At 57.8% G+C, this 13,225-nt stretch carries 11 protein-coding genes and 3 pseudogenes; 10 read left to right on the top strand and 4 right to left on the bottom strand.

From position 1 onward, the window contains the following. The first annotated feature begins 1 nt into the window (after position 1). Positions 2–1,066, top strand: a complete 1,065-nt coding sequence (ligD, locus tag QA646_RS27240; RefSeq protein WP_283060878.1) for a non-homologous end-joining DNA ligase — start codon at positions 2–4, stop codon at positions 1,064–1,066. Positions 1,067–1,127: 61 nt separating this feature from the next. On the opposite strand, the pseudogene ligD (QA646_RS27235) reads toward ligD (QA646_RS27240), so the two are convergent. Beyond that, positions 1,128–3,756 (bottom strand): annotated as a pseudogene (gene ligD / locus QA646_RS27235) (DNA ligase D). Positions 3,757–4,118: 362 nt separating this feature from the next. Then, positions 4,119–4,664 carry a DUF1269 domain-containing protein gene (locus QA646_RS27230; RefSeq protein ID WP_283060877.1) on the bottom strand — a complete coding sequence of 182 codons (546 nt, stop codon included), beginning with the start codon at positions 4,662–4,664 and terminating at the stop codon, positions 4,119–4,121. Between the two features lie 133 nt (positions 4,665–4,797). Between QA646_RS27230 and QA646_RS27225 the strand changes: the two genes are divergently transcribed. The 3 genes from QA646_RS27225 to QA646_RS27215 all read left to right on the top strand — a co-directional run bounded on the left by QA646_RS27225 (position 4,798) and on the right by QA646_RS27215 (position 5,892). Then, a complete protein-coding gene (locus QA646_RS27225; protein ID WP_283060876.1) occupies positions 4,798–5,001 on the top strand; it encodes a hypothetical protein in 204 nt (67 codons plus the stop codon). 265 nt (positions 5,002–5,266) lie between these two features. Then, positions 5,267–5,476, top strand: coding sequence for a hypothetical protein (locus QA646_RS27220; RefSeq protein ID WP_283060875.1), 210 nt, complete (start codon positions 5,267–5,269; stop codon positions 5,474–5,476). A 173-nt stretch (positions 5,477–5,649) separates the two neighbouring features. Continuing rightward, the gene (locus QA646_RS27215; protein WP_283060874.1) at positions 5,650–5,892 is read left to right on the top strand and encodes a hypothetical protein; all 243 of its coding nucleotides are present in this window, start codon (positions 5,650–5,652) and stop codon (positions 5,890–5,892) included. Between the two features lie 373 nt (positions 5,893–6,265). Here QA646_RS27215 and QA646_RS27210 read toward each other — a convergent pair. Then, positions 6,266–8,122 (bottom strand): annotated as a pseudogene (locus QA646_RS27210) (glycoside hydrolase family 15 protein). Positions 8,123–8,694: 572 nt separating this feature from the next. Here QA646_RS27210 and QA646_RS27205 point away from each other — a divergent pair. The 5 genes from QA646_RS27205 to QA646_RS27185 all read left to right on the top strand — a co-directional run bounded on the left by QA646_RS27205 (position 8,695) and on the right by QA646_RS27185 (position 11,479). Beyond that, positions 8,695–8,874, top strand: a complete 180-nt coding sequence (locus QA646_RS27205; RefSeq protein ID WP_283060873.1) for a hypothetical protein — start codon at positions 8,695–8,697, stop codon at positions 8,872–8,874. Positions 8,875–9,411: 537 nt separating this feature from the next. Then, positions 9,412–9,573: a hypothetical protein gene (locus QA646_RS27200; protein ID WP_199773640.1), complete on the top strand. Its 162-nt coding sequence runs from the start codon at positions 9,412–9,414 to the stop codon at positions 9,571–9,573. Between the two features lie 477 nt (positions 9,574–10,050). After that, positions 10,051–10,254 carry a cold-shock protein gene (locus QA646_RS27195; RefSeq protein ID WP_104826349.1) on the top strand — a complete coding sequence of 68 codons (204 nt, stop codon included), beginning with the start codon at positions 10,051–10,053 and terminating at the stop codon, positions 10,252–10,254. A 369-nt stretch (positions 10,255–10,623) separates the two neighbouring features. Next, positions 10,624–10,767 (top strand): hypothetical protein, encoded by a 144-nt coding sequence (locus QA646_RS27190; protein WP_283060872.1) that lies wholly within the window; start codon positions 10,624–10,626, stop codon positions 10,765–10,767. 169 nt (positions 10,768–10,936) lie between these two features. Then, a complete protein-coding gene (locus QA646_RS27185) occupies positions 10,937–11,479 on the top strand; it encodes a hypothetical protein (protein WP_283060871.1) in 543 nt (180 codons plus the stop codon). 415 nt (positions 11,480–11,894) lie between these two features. Here the strand turns inward: QA646_RS27185 and QA646_RS27180 are convergent. Next, a pseudogene (locus QA646_RS27180) lies at positions 11,895–12,173 on the bottom strand (LysR substrate-binding domain-containing protein); the annotation flags it as partial. 320 nt (positions 12,174–12,493) lie between these two features. Here QA646_RS27180 and QA646_RS27175 point away from each other — a divergent pair. Continuing rightward, the gene (locus QA646_RS27175) at positions 12,494–13,144 is read left to right on the top strand and encodes a DUF746 domain-containing protein (RefSeq protein ID WP_283060870.1); all 651 of its coding nucleotides are present in this window, start codon (positions 12,494–12,496) and stop codon (positions 13,142–13,144) included. Positions 13,145–13,225: the final 81 nt, after the last annotated feature.

Below are 13,225 nucleotides of genomic sequence, written 5' to 3'. Positions count from 1 at the left end.
GATGATCCGACCGCGTCTGCCCTCCGCTCCTCTTTTACGTGATGCGAATTCGACGATTCAGTCGCGACCAATCCGGCGGCGCGACCCCGATCAGCCAAGCCTGCCCTTCGATCCGATGCCTTCGCGCGTCGAGCCCTGCCTGGCGCTGCTAAAGCCAACTGTGCCGCAAGGGCCGGATTGGCTTTACGAGGTGAAGTTGGATGGTTACCGCTTGGCAATCCACATCGAACCAAAGAGTATTCGGATCCTCACGCGTGGCGGCCATGATTGGACCCATCGGTTTCCGACGATCGCAGCCGCGGCGAGAGGCCTCGGGATCACAACGGCTATTCTCGACGGGGAGGCCGTCGTGCTTGACGAACAGGGCCGGTCGGATTTCGGGGCGCTGCAGCGCTCGCTCGGAGGGCGCGGCGGCAAACGCATCTCGACCGAATCCATCCTCTACGCCTTCGACCTGCTTTATCTGGACGGCCATGACCTGACACGCACCGAGCTCTCCCTGCGCCGTCACCTTCTGGAAGGTCTGATCCCGGAGAACGCCGATGGCGCCCTCCGGCTTTCGGAGGAACTACAGCTTGATGGCGAGGAACTACTCGACTACGCATGTCACCTTGGTTTGGAAGGCATCATTGCCAAGCACCGCGATCGGCCCTACCGCAGTGGCCGCCTCGGCGATTGGCTGAAGATCAAGTGCGTCCAGAGCGAAAGTTTCATGATCGTCGGTTACGAGGAGTCCGCCACCACGCGTGGAGGCCTCGGAAGCCTTCTGCTCGCCGGGCGGAAAGGTCACGGCTGGATCTACGTCGGATCCGTCGGAACGGGCTTCAATCGGAAGGAAGCCGAAGATCTGCGTAGAACGTTGGATAGGCTCAAGACGAAGACCCCGGTCGTGCCGTTGAAAGGCAAGCGCCTGGTTTTCGCGCAACCAACCCTGATCGCGGAGATCGAGTTTCGTGGCTGGACGCGTGAGGGAAGCTTACGTCATCCCTCCTATAAAGGCCTGCGTGAGGTACAGGACAATGCCGCCGTCTTCGATATGACGGATGCGCCGTCTACGGCAAAATGATCTTCTGCAGTAGCGGCGAAGCCAGCAGAGCCTTGGACACGCCAATGAGACGCACCATGGGTCACGCCGCATGCGTGGTCCGGCCAAGCCTCTTGATCGCCTGCTCCAGCGGGCGTTTCCCCTCGCAATAATCTTTCCAAGCCGATGATTTCGGGACCAATTTCGGAACGGTGCGCAAGGTAAAGCGCTTGGGATCAAGATCAGCCTTCACCTGCGCCCAGGTCAACGGCATCGATACCGTCGCACCCGGCCGGGCGCGCGGCGACAAGGGTGCTACGGCCGTCGACATGCGATCGTTGCGAAGATAGTCCAGGAAGATACGGCCGTTGCGAAGGCTCTTCGTCATCTTGATGAGATAGAGATCGGAATTGTCCCGCGCCATCTGCTGGCAGACGTCATGGGCAAATGCCTTTGCCTCCCTCCAGGAAAGCGGCTTGCGTTTGTTGACCGCGAGCGGCGTGACGACATGCAGGCCCTTGCCGCCGGTCGTTTTGCAGAAGCTGATCAGCCCCAATTCGTCCAGCCGGTCGCGCATTTCGCGGGCAGCGGCAACGACGGTTGAGAACGGGACGTCCGGACCCGGATCGAGATCGAAGACAAGGCGGCCTGGCACTTCCGGCAGATTGGGTTCGCAGTTCCAGGGATGCAGCTCGACGGCGGCGACTTGCGCAACGGCGGCAAGCCCCTCGATGCGATCGATTTGCAGATAGGGCTTCTTGTCGCCGAATACCTTGACAAGATCGAGAAGGTTCGATTGCCCGGGCATCGCATGACGCTGGAAGAATTGCTCACCGGCAATTCCATCCGGCGCACGGATGATGGAGCAAGGTCTTCCCTTGATATGCTCGATCATCCACGATCCCACCGCCTCATAATATCGCGCGAGGTCCTCCTTGGTGATGGGTTCATCATCGTTGGCGTCCGGCCATAGCGGCTTGTCCGGATTGGAGATCAGCACGCCCATGACGTCGGCCTTCGCCCCTTTCCGTCGCGCCGGGCTTGCCTTTGCACGGAAACCCGGTTCTGGAACGGCTGTCTCCGCAGGCGGCGCCGGCCGTTCGACCTCGACTTCCTTGGCCGGTTTGTCTTCCCGCAGCCCTTTGAAGGCTGCCTGACGAACCAGACCGTCAGCCGTCCAGCCCGCGAACTCAATTTCGGCGACGAGTTCCGGCTTCAGCCAGACGACCTCGTGTTCCTTCTTCGGCGCGCCGATGCCTGTGAAGGGAGATTTTCCCGTCTCCAGCGCCTTCAGCTTCGGCAGCAACGTTTCAACTTTCTTTGCGCCGTAACCAGTTCCGATGCGACCGACATAGACGAAGCGGTCGTCACGATAAACACCGGCTAATAAGGACCGGAATTTGCCGTTGGTCTTAGCATAGGCGCCGATCACAACTTCGTGGCCGGCACGGCATTTCGCCTTCGCCCAGGTTTCCGTGCGGCCAGACTGGTAGGGTGCATTCGCCTTTTTGGAGATGATGCCTTCGAGCGAGAGTTTGCAGGCGGACCGCAAGACAGCATCGCCGCCGGTCTCGTAGTGTTCGACGAAGCGGATCCGCGGATCCTCGCCGGCCTCGATGAGAAGCTCCTGCAGCCGCTCCTTCCGCTCAACGAGAGGCCGCGAGCGCAGATCCTCGCCGCCGTCATAAAGCAGATCAAAGGCAAAGTAGACGAGACTTGCGGTCTTCCGCTCTGAAAGCGCCGCCTGCAGGGCAGCGAAATCCGGCGCGCAGATCTCGCCATCGACGATGCAGTCCGGCAGCGTCGACGCTGTCTCGGCAATCTCGGGGTATTTGCCGGTCCAGTCGAGACCTTTCCTGGTCTTCAGCGTCACCTCGCCGCTGAGCACGCGCATCTGGATGCGGTAGCCATCGAACTTGATCTCGTGGATCCAATCCGAGCCGGCAGGCGGACGCTGCAGGGTTTCGCATAGCTGCGGCGCAATGAAGTCCGGCAGATCGACGGTGATGACAGTCTTCGTCCTTTTAACGCGTCGCGCTTCGGATTTGCGCTCCTCGGCGGCAAGACCATGATTGCTGTCCCAGACCGCATCAGCCTCGATCGTTCCACCTTCGACCATGAACGGCCTGGGTTTGCGGCCCTTGCCTTCAGCAATCATCTCCATCGAGCGTCCTGACGCCACCGACGTCGCATTTTCCTCCAGGATCGCGGCGCCATTTTCCTCGACCGAAAACTCATCATGGTGCTTGATCAACAGCCAGTTTGTGCGCTTGCCACGGTCGCGATCATTGCGCATCCGCACGAGCACGAAACTGCCATGCAGACGCTTGCCTTCCCAGCGTGAACTTGAAATCGCCCTTTGCCAGCGCCTGTTCGGGGCTTTTCCTGCCCTCCGGTTCCCAATAGCCGCGATCCCACAACATCACCGTACCACCGCCATATTGGCCCTTCGGGATAGTGCCTTCGAAGTCGCCGTAGTCGAGCGGGTGGTCCTCGACCTCGACTGCCAGGCGCTTGTCATGCGGATCGAGCGACGGTCCTTTGGTGACGGCCCAGCTCTTGAATACGCCGTCAAGTTCGAGCCGTAGATCGTAATGCAGACGCGTGGCGTCATGCTTCTGAATGACGAAGCGCCGGCGGTTGGCCTTTTTGATCGGCCTCTTGCCGCTCGGCTCAGCGGTTTTCTGAAAATCTCGCTTTGATTTGTAAGTCGATAACTTGTCGCTGGCCATGGCGGTTCTCGGACATAGGTCGCCAACAGAATGCCCATCAAGCCATTATTGTTCCAGTTGCGGCAAGATCGTTAGCCGGCGATCGTTCCGACAAACGAGAATGGGCGCTCAAGCCTATCAGGGAGCGCCCTTTCCTTCGAACCCGGACCGCCTCAACGAAAAGCCCTCAAGCCTCATTTGCACCGCGATCGGCGCGACGCACGGGTGTCGATGACAGTCGAGTTGTCTCACGCATCTTGCATACTACACCACGATCTACAATCGCCGGAACCGATGAAGCCGATAGGGCCTGTGGGAGGGCATTTCCTACGCACGAACCGGTTCCACGGGTGTGATTACCCGCGCGGTGGATTCCACCTCCATCAAATCCCATCGCTCGGCGGCCGCGCCGCGGCGGACGATTCGGCTGCAAGCGCGTTGCGCAGACGCTCCTCCTGCTCAGGCGAGAGCGACGTTCTCAAGATACGCGCATGTTCGCCCTGGAACTCCTGCAGCACCTTTTCCGGCTGAACCTTCCGGATCAGCAGAAAGAGGGCTGAGCTGTTTACCGGGATGGTGTCGGCCAGCCGCTTGATGAGGTCGTCGTCGATGCCATAGTCCGTCATCGAGCCTGCCAATGCCCCGGAACCTGCCCCGAACGCACCGCCGAGAACCATGCCCGCAAGAGGATTGAGGAACAAAAGGCCGACAAGCGATCCCCAGATGGCACCTGACAACCCGCCACTCGCCGCGCCGGCTGCTGCCAGATTGACACTCTGCTTGAGACGAACCTTGCCCGAAGCGTCGCGGATCGCAACGACGGAATCTTCGAGATCGACCAGATATTCCTTTTGAAGCTGAATGAGGCGATTGAGCACAACGTCCGCCTGGTCGGGGTTGTCAAAGCCGAGCACTACGAGTTCAGACATCGTTTTTTCCTTCGGTTTGCTGTTGCAGATACTGAAATTCGGCGGAAGCCTTAATCCGAGAATTTTACCACGGCCGTGTGAGGATGCGATGAAAGAGGCTCCCGCTTGCCGTCTTTGGCCAATAATTTAGAAAGTGGCCTCGCTGACCGGCCAGAAACACCACCCGCAGTTCGACCACAAAGAGTACGGCCTACCAGGCGACAAAATGCCCGTCTTTACCGACCTCATGGAAATTGCTGAGGTTCGGGTAGTGTCGGCTCATGGCTTGCGACAATATTCCGATTCAGGCTCCGCTCATGTCATGGATCTCAAGTTTTCGTTCGACCGCATTGCATGATACTACGCGCAATTTTCGCTTCTGCTGGGCCAACCGGTTTCTCTGGAGCCCGCCCTTGCCCTAACCCGCGGTGCTTTTGCTCCGCCGGCCGAAGCGCCGCCCCCTTGCCCGCCGGCGCGTTGCCACAAACACACTCCGGCCCTAGTTACCAGCGTAGGAGGAAAGTTCATGAACATGAAATCAATGCTGGTAGCTGCCATCATTGGCCTTACCGGGCTCACCTTGTCGAGCTGCGTCGAAGAAGGCCCATACCGCACAAGCGGATATGGCCCTGGCTATTACAGTGGCGGCGCCATCTTTATTGGCGGCGGCGATCGGTACCGATATCGCTATGATCGGAACCGCTACTATCGACATCGCTATCATGGTGATCACGAATATCACCGATCAGGCCGGCCGGAATACCGGAGCCATCGTCAAGAGGATCGCGGTCATTCGGGCGGACACCACCGGATTATATTCGACAAAAACCTAAGCCGATAAGACGGCTCACTCTCATCGCGCGAATCGAATGTGATGGTAGGCGACCGGCTGAAGCTCCCATTAACGCTACCCTCAGGTCTTGTTCATCCCTTCGGAATTAAGTTCGAACCAACGTCCCCAAGCGACGTTATAGAACAGCAAAATGCTGCTAACCGGAGAAAACCCGTGAACAAGTTCTTTATCGCCTCTGCAATCGCCGCCGCCTCGCTTGCAGCCACAGCCCTTCCATCCCACGCTGCTTCGGTTGAGGTTATGACCGACGGCGGTCCCTATTATCATCATCGCCATCACTACGACGACCGCGACGATGGGTACTATGGCCGTCACAATCGCCACTGTTTTACAAAGGTCGTAAAGGAATGGCACCACGACCATAGGGTCGTCACGGAGGAGCGGGTCTGCCGCTAATTCTCCGCAGAAGGCCCGGTCTCGAGCCCGGACCTTTTCACAAGCCGCCTGGATCACCAAATCGCCGGCGATGCGGTCTCCGCCTCAATGGCGATGACAATGTCCGCATCTCCGCTTCGTTTTCAAACGCTCCGAAGAACGCCGGCAATTAGAAGCGCCGTGTCGATGCTGGAAAGCTCGCATCGCCAGACGCGCCGTTTCCACCTTCATGTCCAGGAAATGGTAGCAATATCCCTTGTAGCCACTGGCGTCAGGTTGGTTTCCTGTTTGTTGTTCCAGAAATAGCATGGTGGCGCGCGTCCTTGCGCACGCCTGCTCGCGCCGCCTGGCCCCCATCACTAGCGGGGAAAGCCAATCATATCGCTGTTGGGCGCTAAGAAGCGATATTGGGTCCGGTGCGCGCGGCTCTTTGACGCGCCGGCCCTGCAGCATGTATGAGATTGAAGGCCGTATTAACGAGCCCGACGTGTGAGAAGGCCTGCGGGAAGTTGCCGAGCAACTCTCGGGACGAGGGCTGATATTCCTCCGCGAGGAGGCCAAGGTCGTTGCGCACCGAGAGCAGCCGCTCGAACAGCGCCTCGGCTTTGTCAATACGCTTCGACATGACATACGCGTCGGCAAGCCAGAACGAGCAGGCAAGGAATGTGCCTTCGGGTTGTTTGTCCGGATCGACAGTGTGCTCGGGACGATACCTGAGTAGGAACCCATCCCGCAGGAGGTCGCGCTCAACCGCTTTGACTGTACCGAGAATGTGCGGATGGTCGTCAGGGAAGAAGCCGACCTGGGAAAACAGCAGGAGGCTCGCGTCGAGAGCTTTCGAACCATAGGACTGGACGAAACTGCGCAGCCGCGGGTCGAAGCCTTCGGCACAGATTTCTGCGTGGATTGCATCGCGCTCCGCCCGCCATCGATCGACGGGCCCGTCCAGCCCAAACCGCTCGACTGCCTTGATAGCGCGATCGAAGGACACCCAGCACATGAGTTACGAATGCGTGAAGTGTCGCGCCGGTCCCCGCATTTCCCAGATGCCTTGGTCCGGCTCGCGCCAGATCTGGGCAAGATGCTCGAGCAAAACCTTTTGCAGTTGCCAGGCGTCCGGAGCCGAGGCGAGATCTGCCTCCCGCGCGGTGTGAAGCGTGTCGAGCACTTCGCCGAAGACATCTAGCTGCAACTGCCGGGCGGCGCCGTTGCCAATCCGGACTGGCCGACTGTCCCTATATCCAGCCAGCCACGGAATTTCATGCTCCGGCAGCCAGCGCTCGCCGGCGAGACCGTACATGATCCGAAGCTGGTCTGGTCGCCCGGCAATGGCGCGCAGAAGCCAGCGCCGCCATTCCTCCGCATCCTCTCGATACCCGGCGTTAAGAAGGGCGTAAAGGGTCAGCGCCGAATCGCGGAGCCAGCAGTAGCGATAATCCCAGTTTCGCTCGCCGCCGGGCGTTTCCGGAAGGGACGTGGTTGGGGCGGCGATGATCCCGCCGGTGGGGCGGAAAGTGAGCAGCTTGAGTGTGATGAGCGATCGCACAACCGCTTCCCGCCAGTCCTCTCGCGATGGGTCGAACGAACAGCGTTTCGACCATTCCTGCCACCAGCTTATCGTGTGTTTCAGTGCCTCCTCGCGGTCCGGCACGAAGTGCGGCCGCCGGTGCGACCGATGATAGGATAAGGTGAATGGAACGCTCTGACCCTCGGTGACCTCAAAGCGGGAGAGGGTCTTCATGTTCTGCCCTTCCAGCGGTGCCTGGGTGTGAAGCTCGACCGCGTCGGGACCAGCCACGGCACTCAGGCCATAGTCGCGCCGGCGCACCCAAGGCACCACGAGCCCATAATTGAAGCGAAAGACGAGTTCCATCTCGACGCCGACGCGTCCGCGCTTGCCGCGCACGATGCGCACTATATCGCTTCTCTCCTCATCCTCGGCGAGAGGCATAAAGTCGATAAGCTCAAACACACCGTCTTCGGTCTCAAACGTGGTTTCGATGACCGCCGTTCCGGGGAGATATCGCCGGCTGCTGCGCATTGGCGTCAAGGCGGGCGCGATGCGCCAGCGGCCGTTCTCCGGCGTACCCAGAAGCGAAGCAAAACATGCCGGTGAATCGAAACGAGGCAGGCAAAGCCAGTCGATGGAGCCATCGCGACCGACGAGCGCAGCCGAGATCATGTTGCCGATCAAGCCATAGTCGGCAATGGGCCTGCAGTCGTTCTTTAGCGCTTCAGTCGTTCGGTCGATCCAAGTCGGAAGCCTCCACGTCTTTGCAGGACGTTCCCACCGTCTGGCGAGATCTCATGCCAGCTCACAAGCCACTGCATGGCAGCATTTTCGCAATCGCGACTGATGGTTCCTTCAGCCCTCACGGGAACAGAAATGAACTACGCCGGCATCGAAACCACCGGGCGTAAGATACCGGCATCGGTCTTGATCCTGACGAGTTCGCTTCGGAGTTCCGACAGCCTCTTGAGTTCGGAAACCGTCTCGGTATCCAAATATTCAAGCCCGTCCTTTTGTTCCCGTGGCTCGGATGCTTCCTCTTTTGATCTCAGCCCTTCAAGACGCAGTCGTTGCTTCACGGTGGTGTCGCCGCTGGCCAGCAAGGCTAGAGTGGTGCGTGATCTCTAGGTTTTCAGAATGAATCGCGATCTGTCTGGGCCTGCTGCATCTGGAGAACTTGGTCTGCCATAAACAGCCGGACAGATCACTGCGTGCTTTCCGTCTGATCCCGCGCATGGACTTCTACCAAAACAATTTGAAGGTTGGAACGTTAAGCTTTTCAAGCCTCTGATGAGATGAGCGATGATGGCCACATGAAATATTCGGCGAAGGCGGACGTTAACGGCGGTTGGTCGGTGGTCGATGCTCTCACTCAGGACGTGGCTGAGATACTTGGCTGGCCGCTCATCGGTGTTGGCAAAGAGTTGGCCCAAGATACGGCCGATCTGCTGAATTTAGAGGAGAGCAAGAACAAACCGGAATTGGAAGATTGAGCTTTCCCGTCTGCAAATGCCTGCAGTCAAAAGGAACTGAGATCGTCAACACGAACCCTGAAGGAGACGAAGATGAGCTTTCCAATTGCCGCTCACTACATCCTGAGGCCCGAGCGAGGGAACGCGTGGACCGTTTTTGACACGGCCACCAGCCGGCCCGCGGAGTTCCGTGGGATCATCCTCGAAGGGCTGGATCGGGATGTTGCCAGCTTTATGCTAAATGCGCTCCTCCGCGAATCCCGGCCCTGATACAACCGTGACCGTTTCCTCATGCCGAGCCCATAGTGTCTAAAAGCAGCGACTGCAAATGCTGGCTCGTGCTAATTTATGAACCTGTGACACGGTCATCCTGCCGGTAGACACGGTTGGCTGAGAGGCGCTTCAGATCCGTGATCGGCCGCCGGTGGCTATAGGACTGCGCTGCCGCTGCTCGTTCCGTTTCAGAATTTTTGGTGCAATCGTCGGAACACTTGCTCGCGATCGCGGTTCGCGTCGATAGGGATCGATCATGATCTCGACCAACGAAGGAGTTTTAACATGCCATCTACCAGTGGAACGCATGGCAGCAAAAGCGGCTCCAAGTCTGAAGGACGCAAAGGCGCTTCGGGCAAGGAAAGCTCGAGCTCGATCGGCAAGCAGGGTGGTTCACACGAGCAGCATGTCAAAGCTGGCGAACAGAGCCACAAGAACTCCAAGTGAGCAATGAAAATGAAAGAGCCCGTCGGCGGGCTCTTTCTGCGCCGTGAAGGTTTGGCGTTAGAGCGTGATGATCATCGGGCGCCTACAGGGTATCGAGGACCTTCAGCAACTACTGCAGGTGAGATCACTACCGAATGATAAGGATCCAAGACGCTGGATCTCCGCAGTGGAATCGAGAACATCCGACTGAGGTAACGCACCTCACATCGGCTGGCGCTTTTATCCCGAAGGCTTCGTTCGGACTGTGCATGGGAAAATCGTCTATACGGCGCTGCCTCTGCCTTCACGCTAAGCTCCCTTGTGTAATGGGCCTTGCGGCGGTCTTGAACGGACTAGAATCTCTTTTGCAGGGCAGGATTTACATCCACCAGATCCGACGAGACGCGAAAGAGCGCCCTGCGCTGGAGCAGCTTGATCTGGCGACGGCTGACCGCTAGGTTGCCGCCGCGAACAAATTTTAACGGCACGGGGATTTTCATGCCGAGTGGCAAGGTTAAGTTTTTCAACGCCGACAAAGGCTTTGGTTTCATTACGCCGGAATCCGGAGGAACGGACGTTTTCGTGCATGTCTCCGCCCTGCAATATGGCGATGTGCTCAGAGAGGGCCAATCCGTATCCTACGATCTCGGTCAGGATCGGAAGACCGGCAAGTCAAAGGCGGAAAACGTCAGACCGCTTTGAGCACGGCAGACGAAGCCAGACCCGAGATGTCTCGGGTCGTGGCTGCTTTGGGGTTTTGCGGGGGTCGATCTGCTCGGTGGGATAATGAGGCGGTTCGCCGGTTTTGTTGACAGCACGCTTCATCTCCCACGGGGTTCTCCGCCATCACCTTACGAGATCGACAAGGCAGATCACCAACACCCACTGCCCTATCATTTTTCACAACGTCCAACGGGAAGCTGACGCGGTCATCTAAGATTGTTGCAATGTCATTTCGCCCCCTACCGGAACCGCCCTCGGTTGATTTGTCAGAGGGATCAAAACGGCCTCACGTGACGATTGGCGCGGCGACTGGGATATCCAATCCGTTTGCCTATGGAACGCACATTGATGTTGCACTCCAACTTGCTCATCCTCGAAGACAATGAAATCGCGATCGTTACGACCATCGTCAAACTCTGGTGCGAAAAGAACCACATCGACCTCGACAGCGACGTGGGAAGTCTGCAATGGCCGCTGCAGTCAACTGCGTAATCGCCGGTGAGAAAACGCCTGAGGCGCTTTACGAGGCGATTACGATCCAAATGCACATCGAGCAGTACAGAAATCCACTCATTTGAATTCGCGAAATCGCTGCCATGGAGCATGCCTGGGCGGCAGAGCCTCTTGCTTGCTGATTGTCCGCAAAGTGAGTGGGGGGCGCGTGGGTGAAGCGATGCCCGAGAAAATGAAAGAACTCTTTGGCAATTTTCCAGACGTGTGGATGCACCGCCGCCAGCCCTTTACGGGACACTTGAGTTACTACTGGCGGCAGTTGCTGTCAAAGCCAGTTGGCGTCGACATTGCGGGAAGCGGGAGCGTTGTTTCCCTGAGGAATTCAACATTTTCGGCCTGCTGTTGTTCCATAGAATATGCTCGAAAAATGTTTATTGACCTGCCGAAGCCTGCAACCCGATTCCGCGCTTTCGTACCCCGTCTTTTATTTCTCCGTTTCTGGCAATCTCAAACCGCAGATGGGCTGGTCAGTTCAGAAAGAACCTTGTGTCGTCTCGCCGCCATCATCGTTACTCGCCAGGAGCGTGAAGCGCGCAATCCGGGCACCGACGCAACGATCAAAGTCGCCGCCGGGGAAAACAGATTCAGACAGGAGACGGGAGAAAATCTTGCCCGCATCTACAGCATCTCGAGCGATTCTCTGCAATACAGCCAAAAATTGTGGGTTCGATACGTGTCGCTTGGCAGTTAATTTTAAAGAACCTCGTTCAATAATTTCAAACGGTTAGCGTTGCAGATAATTTGAGAATTGGCAATTAAATCGAGAATATCGATCAGGCCTTCTTCAATCGAGAATTCTTCCCGAAATGATGGCGGCCAATTGTCTCGGAATCCTTTCCGCAAATTCGAAACGATACAGAGGGTTGTGGCTACTTTGATCGGCATCAAGGAATAGGATCCGCATCCACGATTCTCACATTTAAATGCCAAACATCGCCGGAACAGCCGCATTCTCACGATTAACTGCCAAGCGACACGATTTTGAAATGGCACCGCTCGCAGCCGCCATTGAGGCGATTTTCCTTCGCCGTGACGGTAGCAGAACCCGCGCCCTCGCTATTTCCTCGCTGCATCATGGCGGCGATCCCGTTAGCAGAGGACACGAATTACGGAACGGCCGACGTAAACTGACGAACCTCGCCGGCGACCCACGTCCGAAAAGTCCTCACCTTCGGATGATCTTGGCTCCCGACGCGGTAGACCAGGTCGTAGCCCCATTCGACCTCAAGCTTCGCTTGCGGGAAAAGCGAGACGAGACGGCCTGCCGCGAGGTCTTCGGCGACCAGCACGCTCCGCCCGAGCGCGACGCCTGCACCGCGGACGGCCGCCTCGATCGACATGCTGCCATGGCTGTAGCCCGGGCCGCGCATGCCTGGATAAGGCAGCTGCATCATCTCAATAATCGAGCGAATATCCATCTCCGGATCCATTTCGTGGCCGAGGGCTCGCAGGGCTGCCCGGCAGCTCGAGAGGATGCCCGGTTGGGAATCGACCAACGTCCCATCGAGATCGAGAAGAAAGTTTGGGACACAGGGACGACGCTTTCTCTATGGATGGCTCATCAAAGATTTCGAGTAAATCCATTGGAAAACGCCAGATGACGCCTTGAAATTAAAGGTGGATCCGCAAAAAACTTGAGCTTTCCCGATATGTCAGCTTGACCGCCTTAAGAATTCGGACCCTTCGTAGGGAGAAACGATAGCCAATGCCCCGCAAAAAGGTTCCCGAACCCGAATTCGACCTGATGCTGCCACGCACGAGGCACAAGAACCGTCGCCATCCCGTCGAACTCACCCCGACCGAAGATCCCGAGCTGACCGCCTTCCTCATGGCAGAGATCGAAGAGGCCTATTCACTGAGCCTCGATCCGCCGGCCTGCTTTTATTGCCAGAGCAGCAATACTGTTCTGCGTTACAAAGGCATTTCACCGACCGGAACGCCCTATTTTTCCTGCAAGAGCTGCGGTCAGGGTTTTTCGCGGCGAACCGGCACGGCGCTTGTCGGCTTCCGCAAACGCGAAAGCCTGACCGCCTTCGTGCCGATGCTTTCGCAGCAGATGACTATGGCGGAAGCCGCCGATCGGCTTGACGTTATGCAGGACATGGTGGCGCGTTGGGTACGCGTCTTCCGCGCCTGGCTGCTTGACCTTGATCCCTCCGGTCGGCTGCATGCCAAGATCAAGTTGGGTATTAAGCCCTCGGTCGCGCATCTTGCTTGTCCGCATTGTGGCGTCTTCGGCCAACTTGACTTTGCCGGTTATGCGCCGCGCGACAACGGCAAAAAGCTGGTACGGCAATTCCAGTGCAACAATTGCCGCAAGACTTCCCGCTTGGATCAATTTGACCAAGCTCCTTGACGAGGGTGCGGGGTACACAGTTGCCTGCCAGTGATCGTTTGATCTGTCATTCCGGTCTCAAAACTGAGCCGAGACTGCCTC

The organism is Rhizobium sp. CB3090 (genome assembly GCF_029714285.1).
GTDB lineage: Bacteria > Pseudomonadota > Alphaproteobacteria > Rhizobiales > Rhizobiaceae > Rhizobium.
Note: the sequence above shows the minus strand (reverse complement) of the source record. Positions and strands in the feature narration are given on the sequence as shown.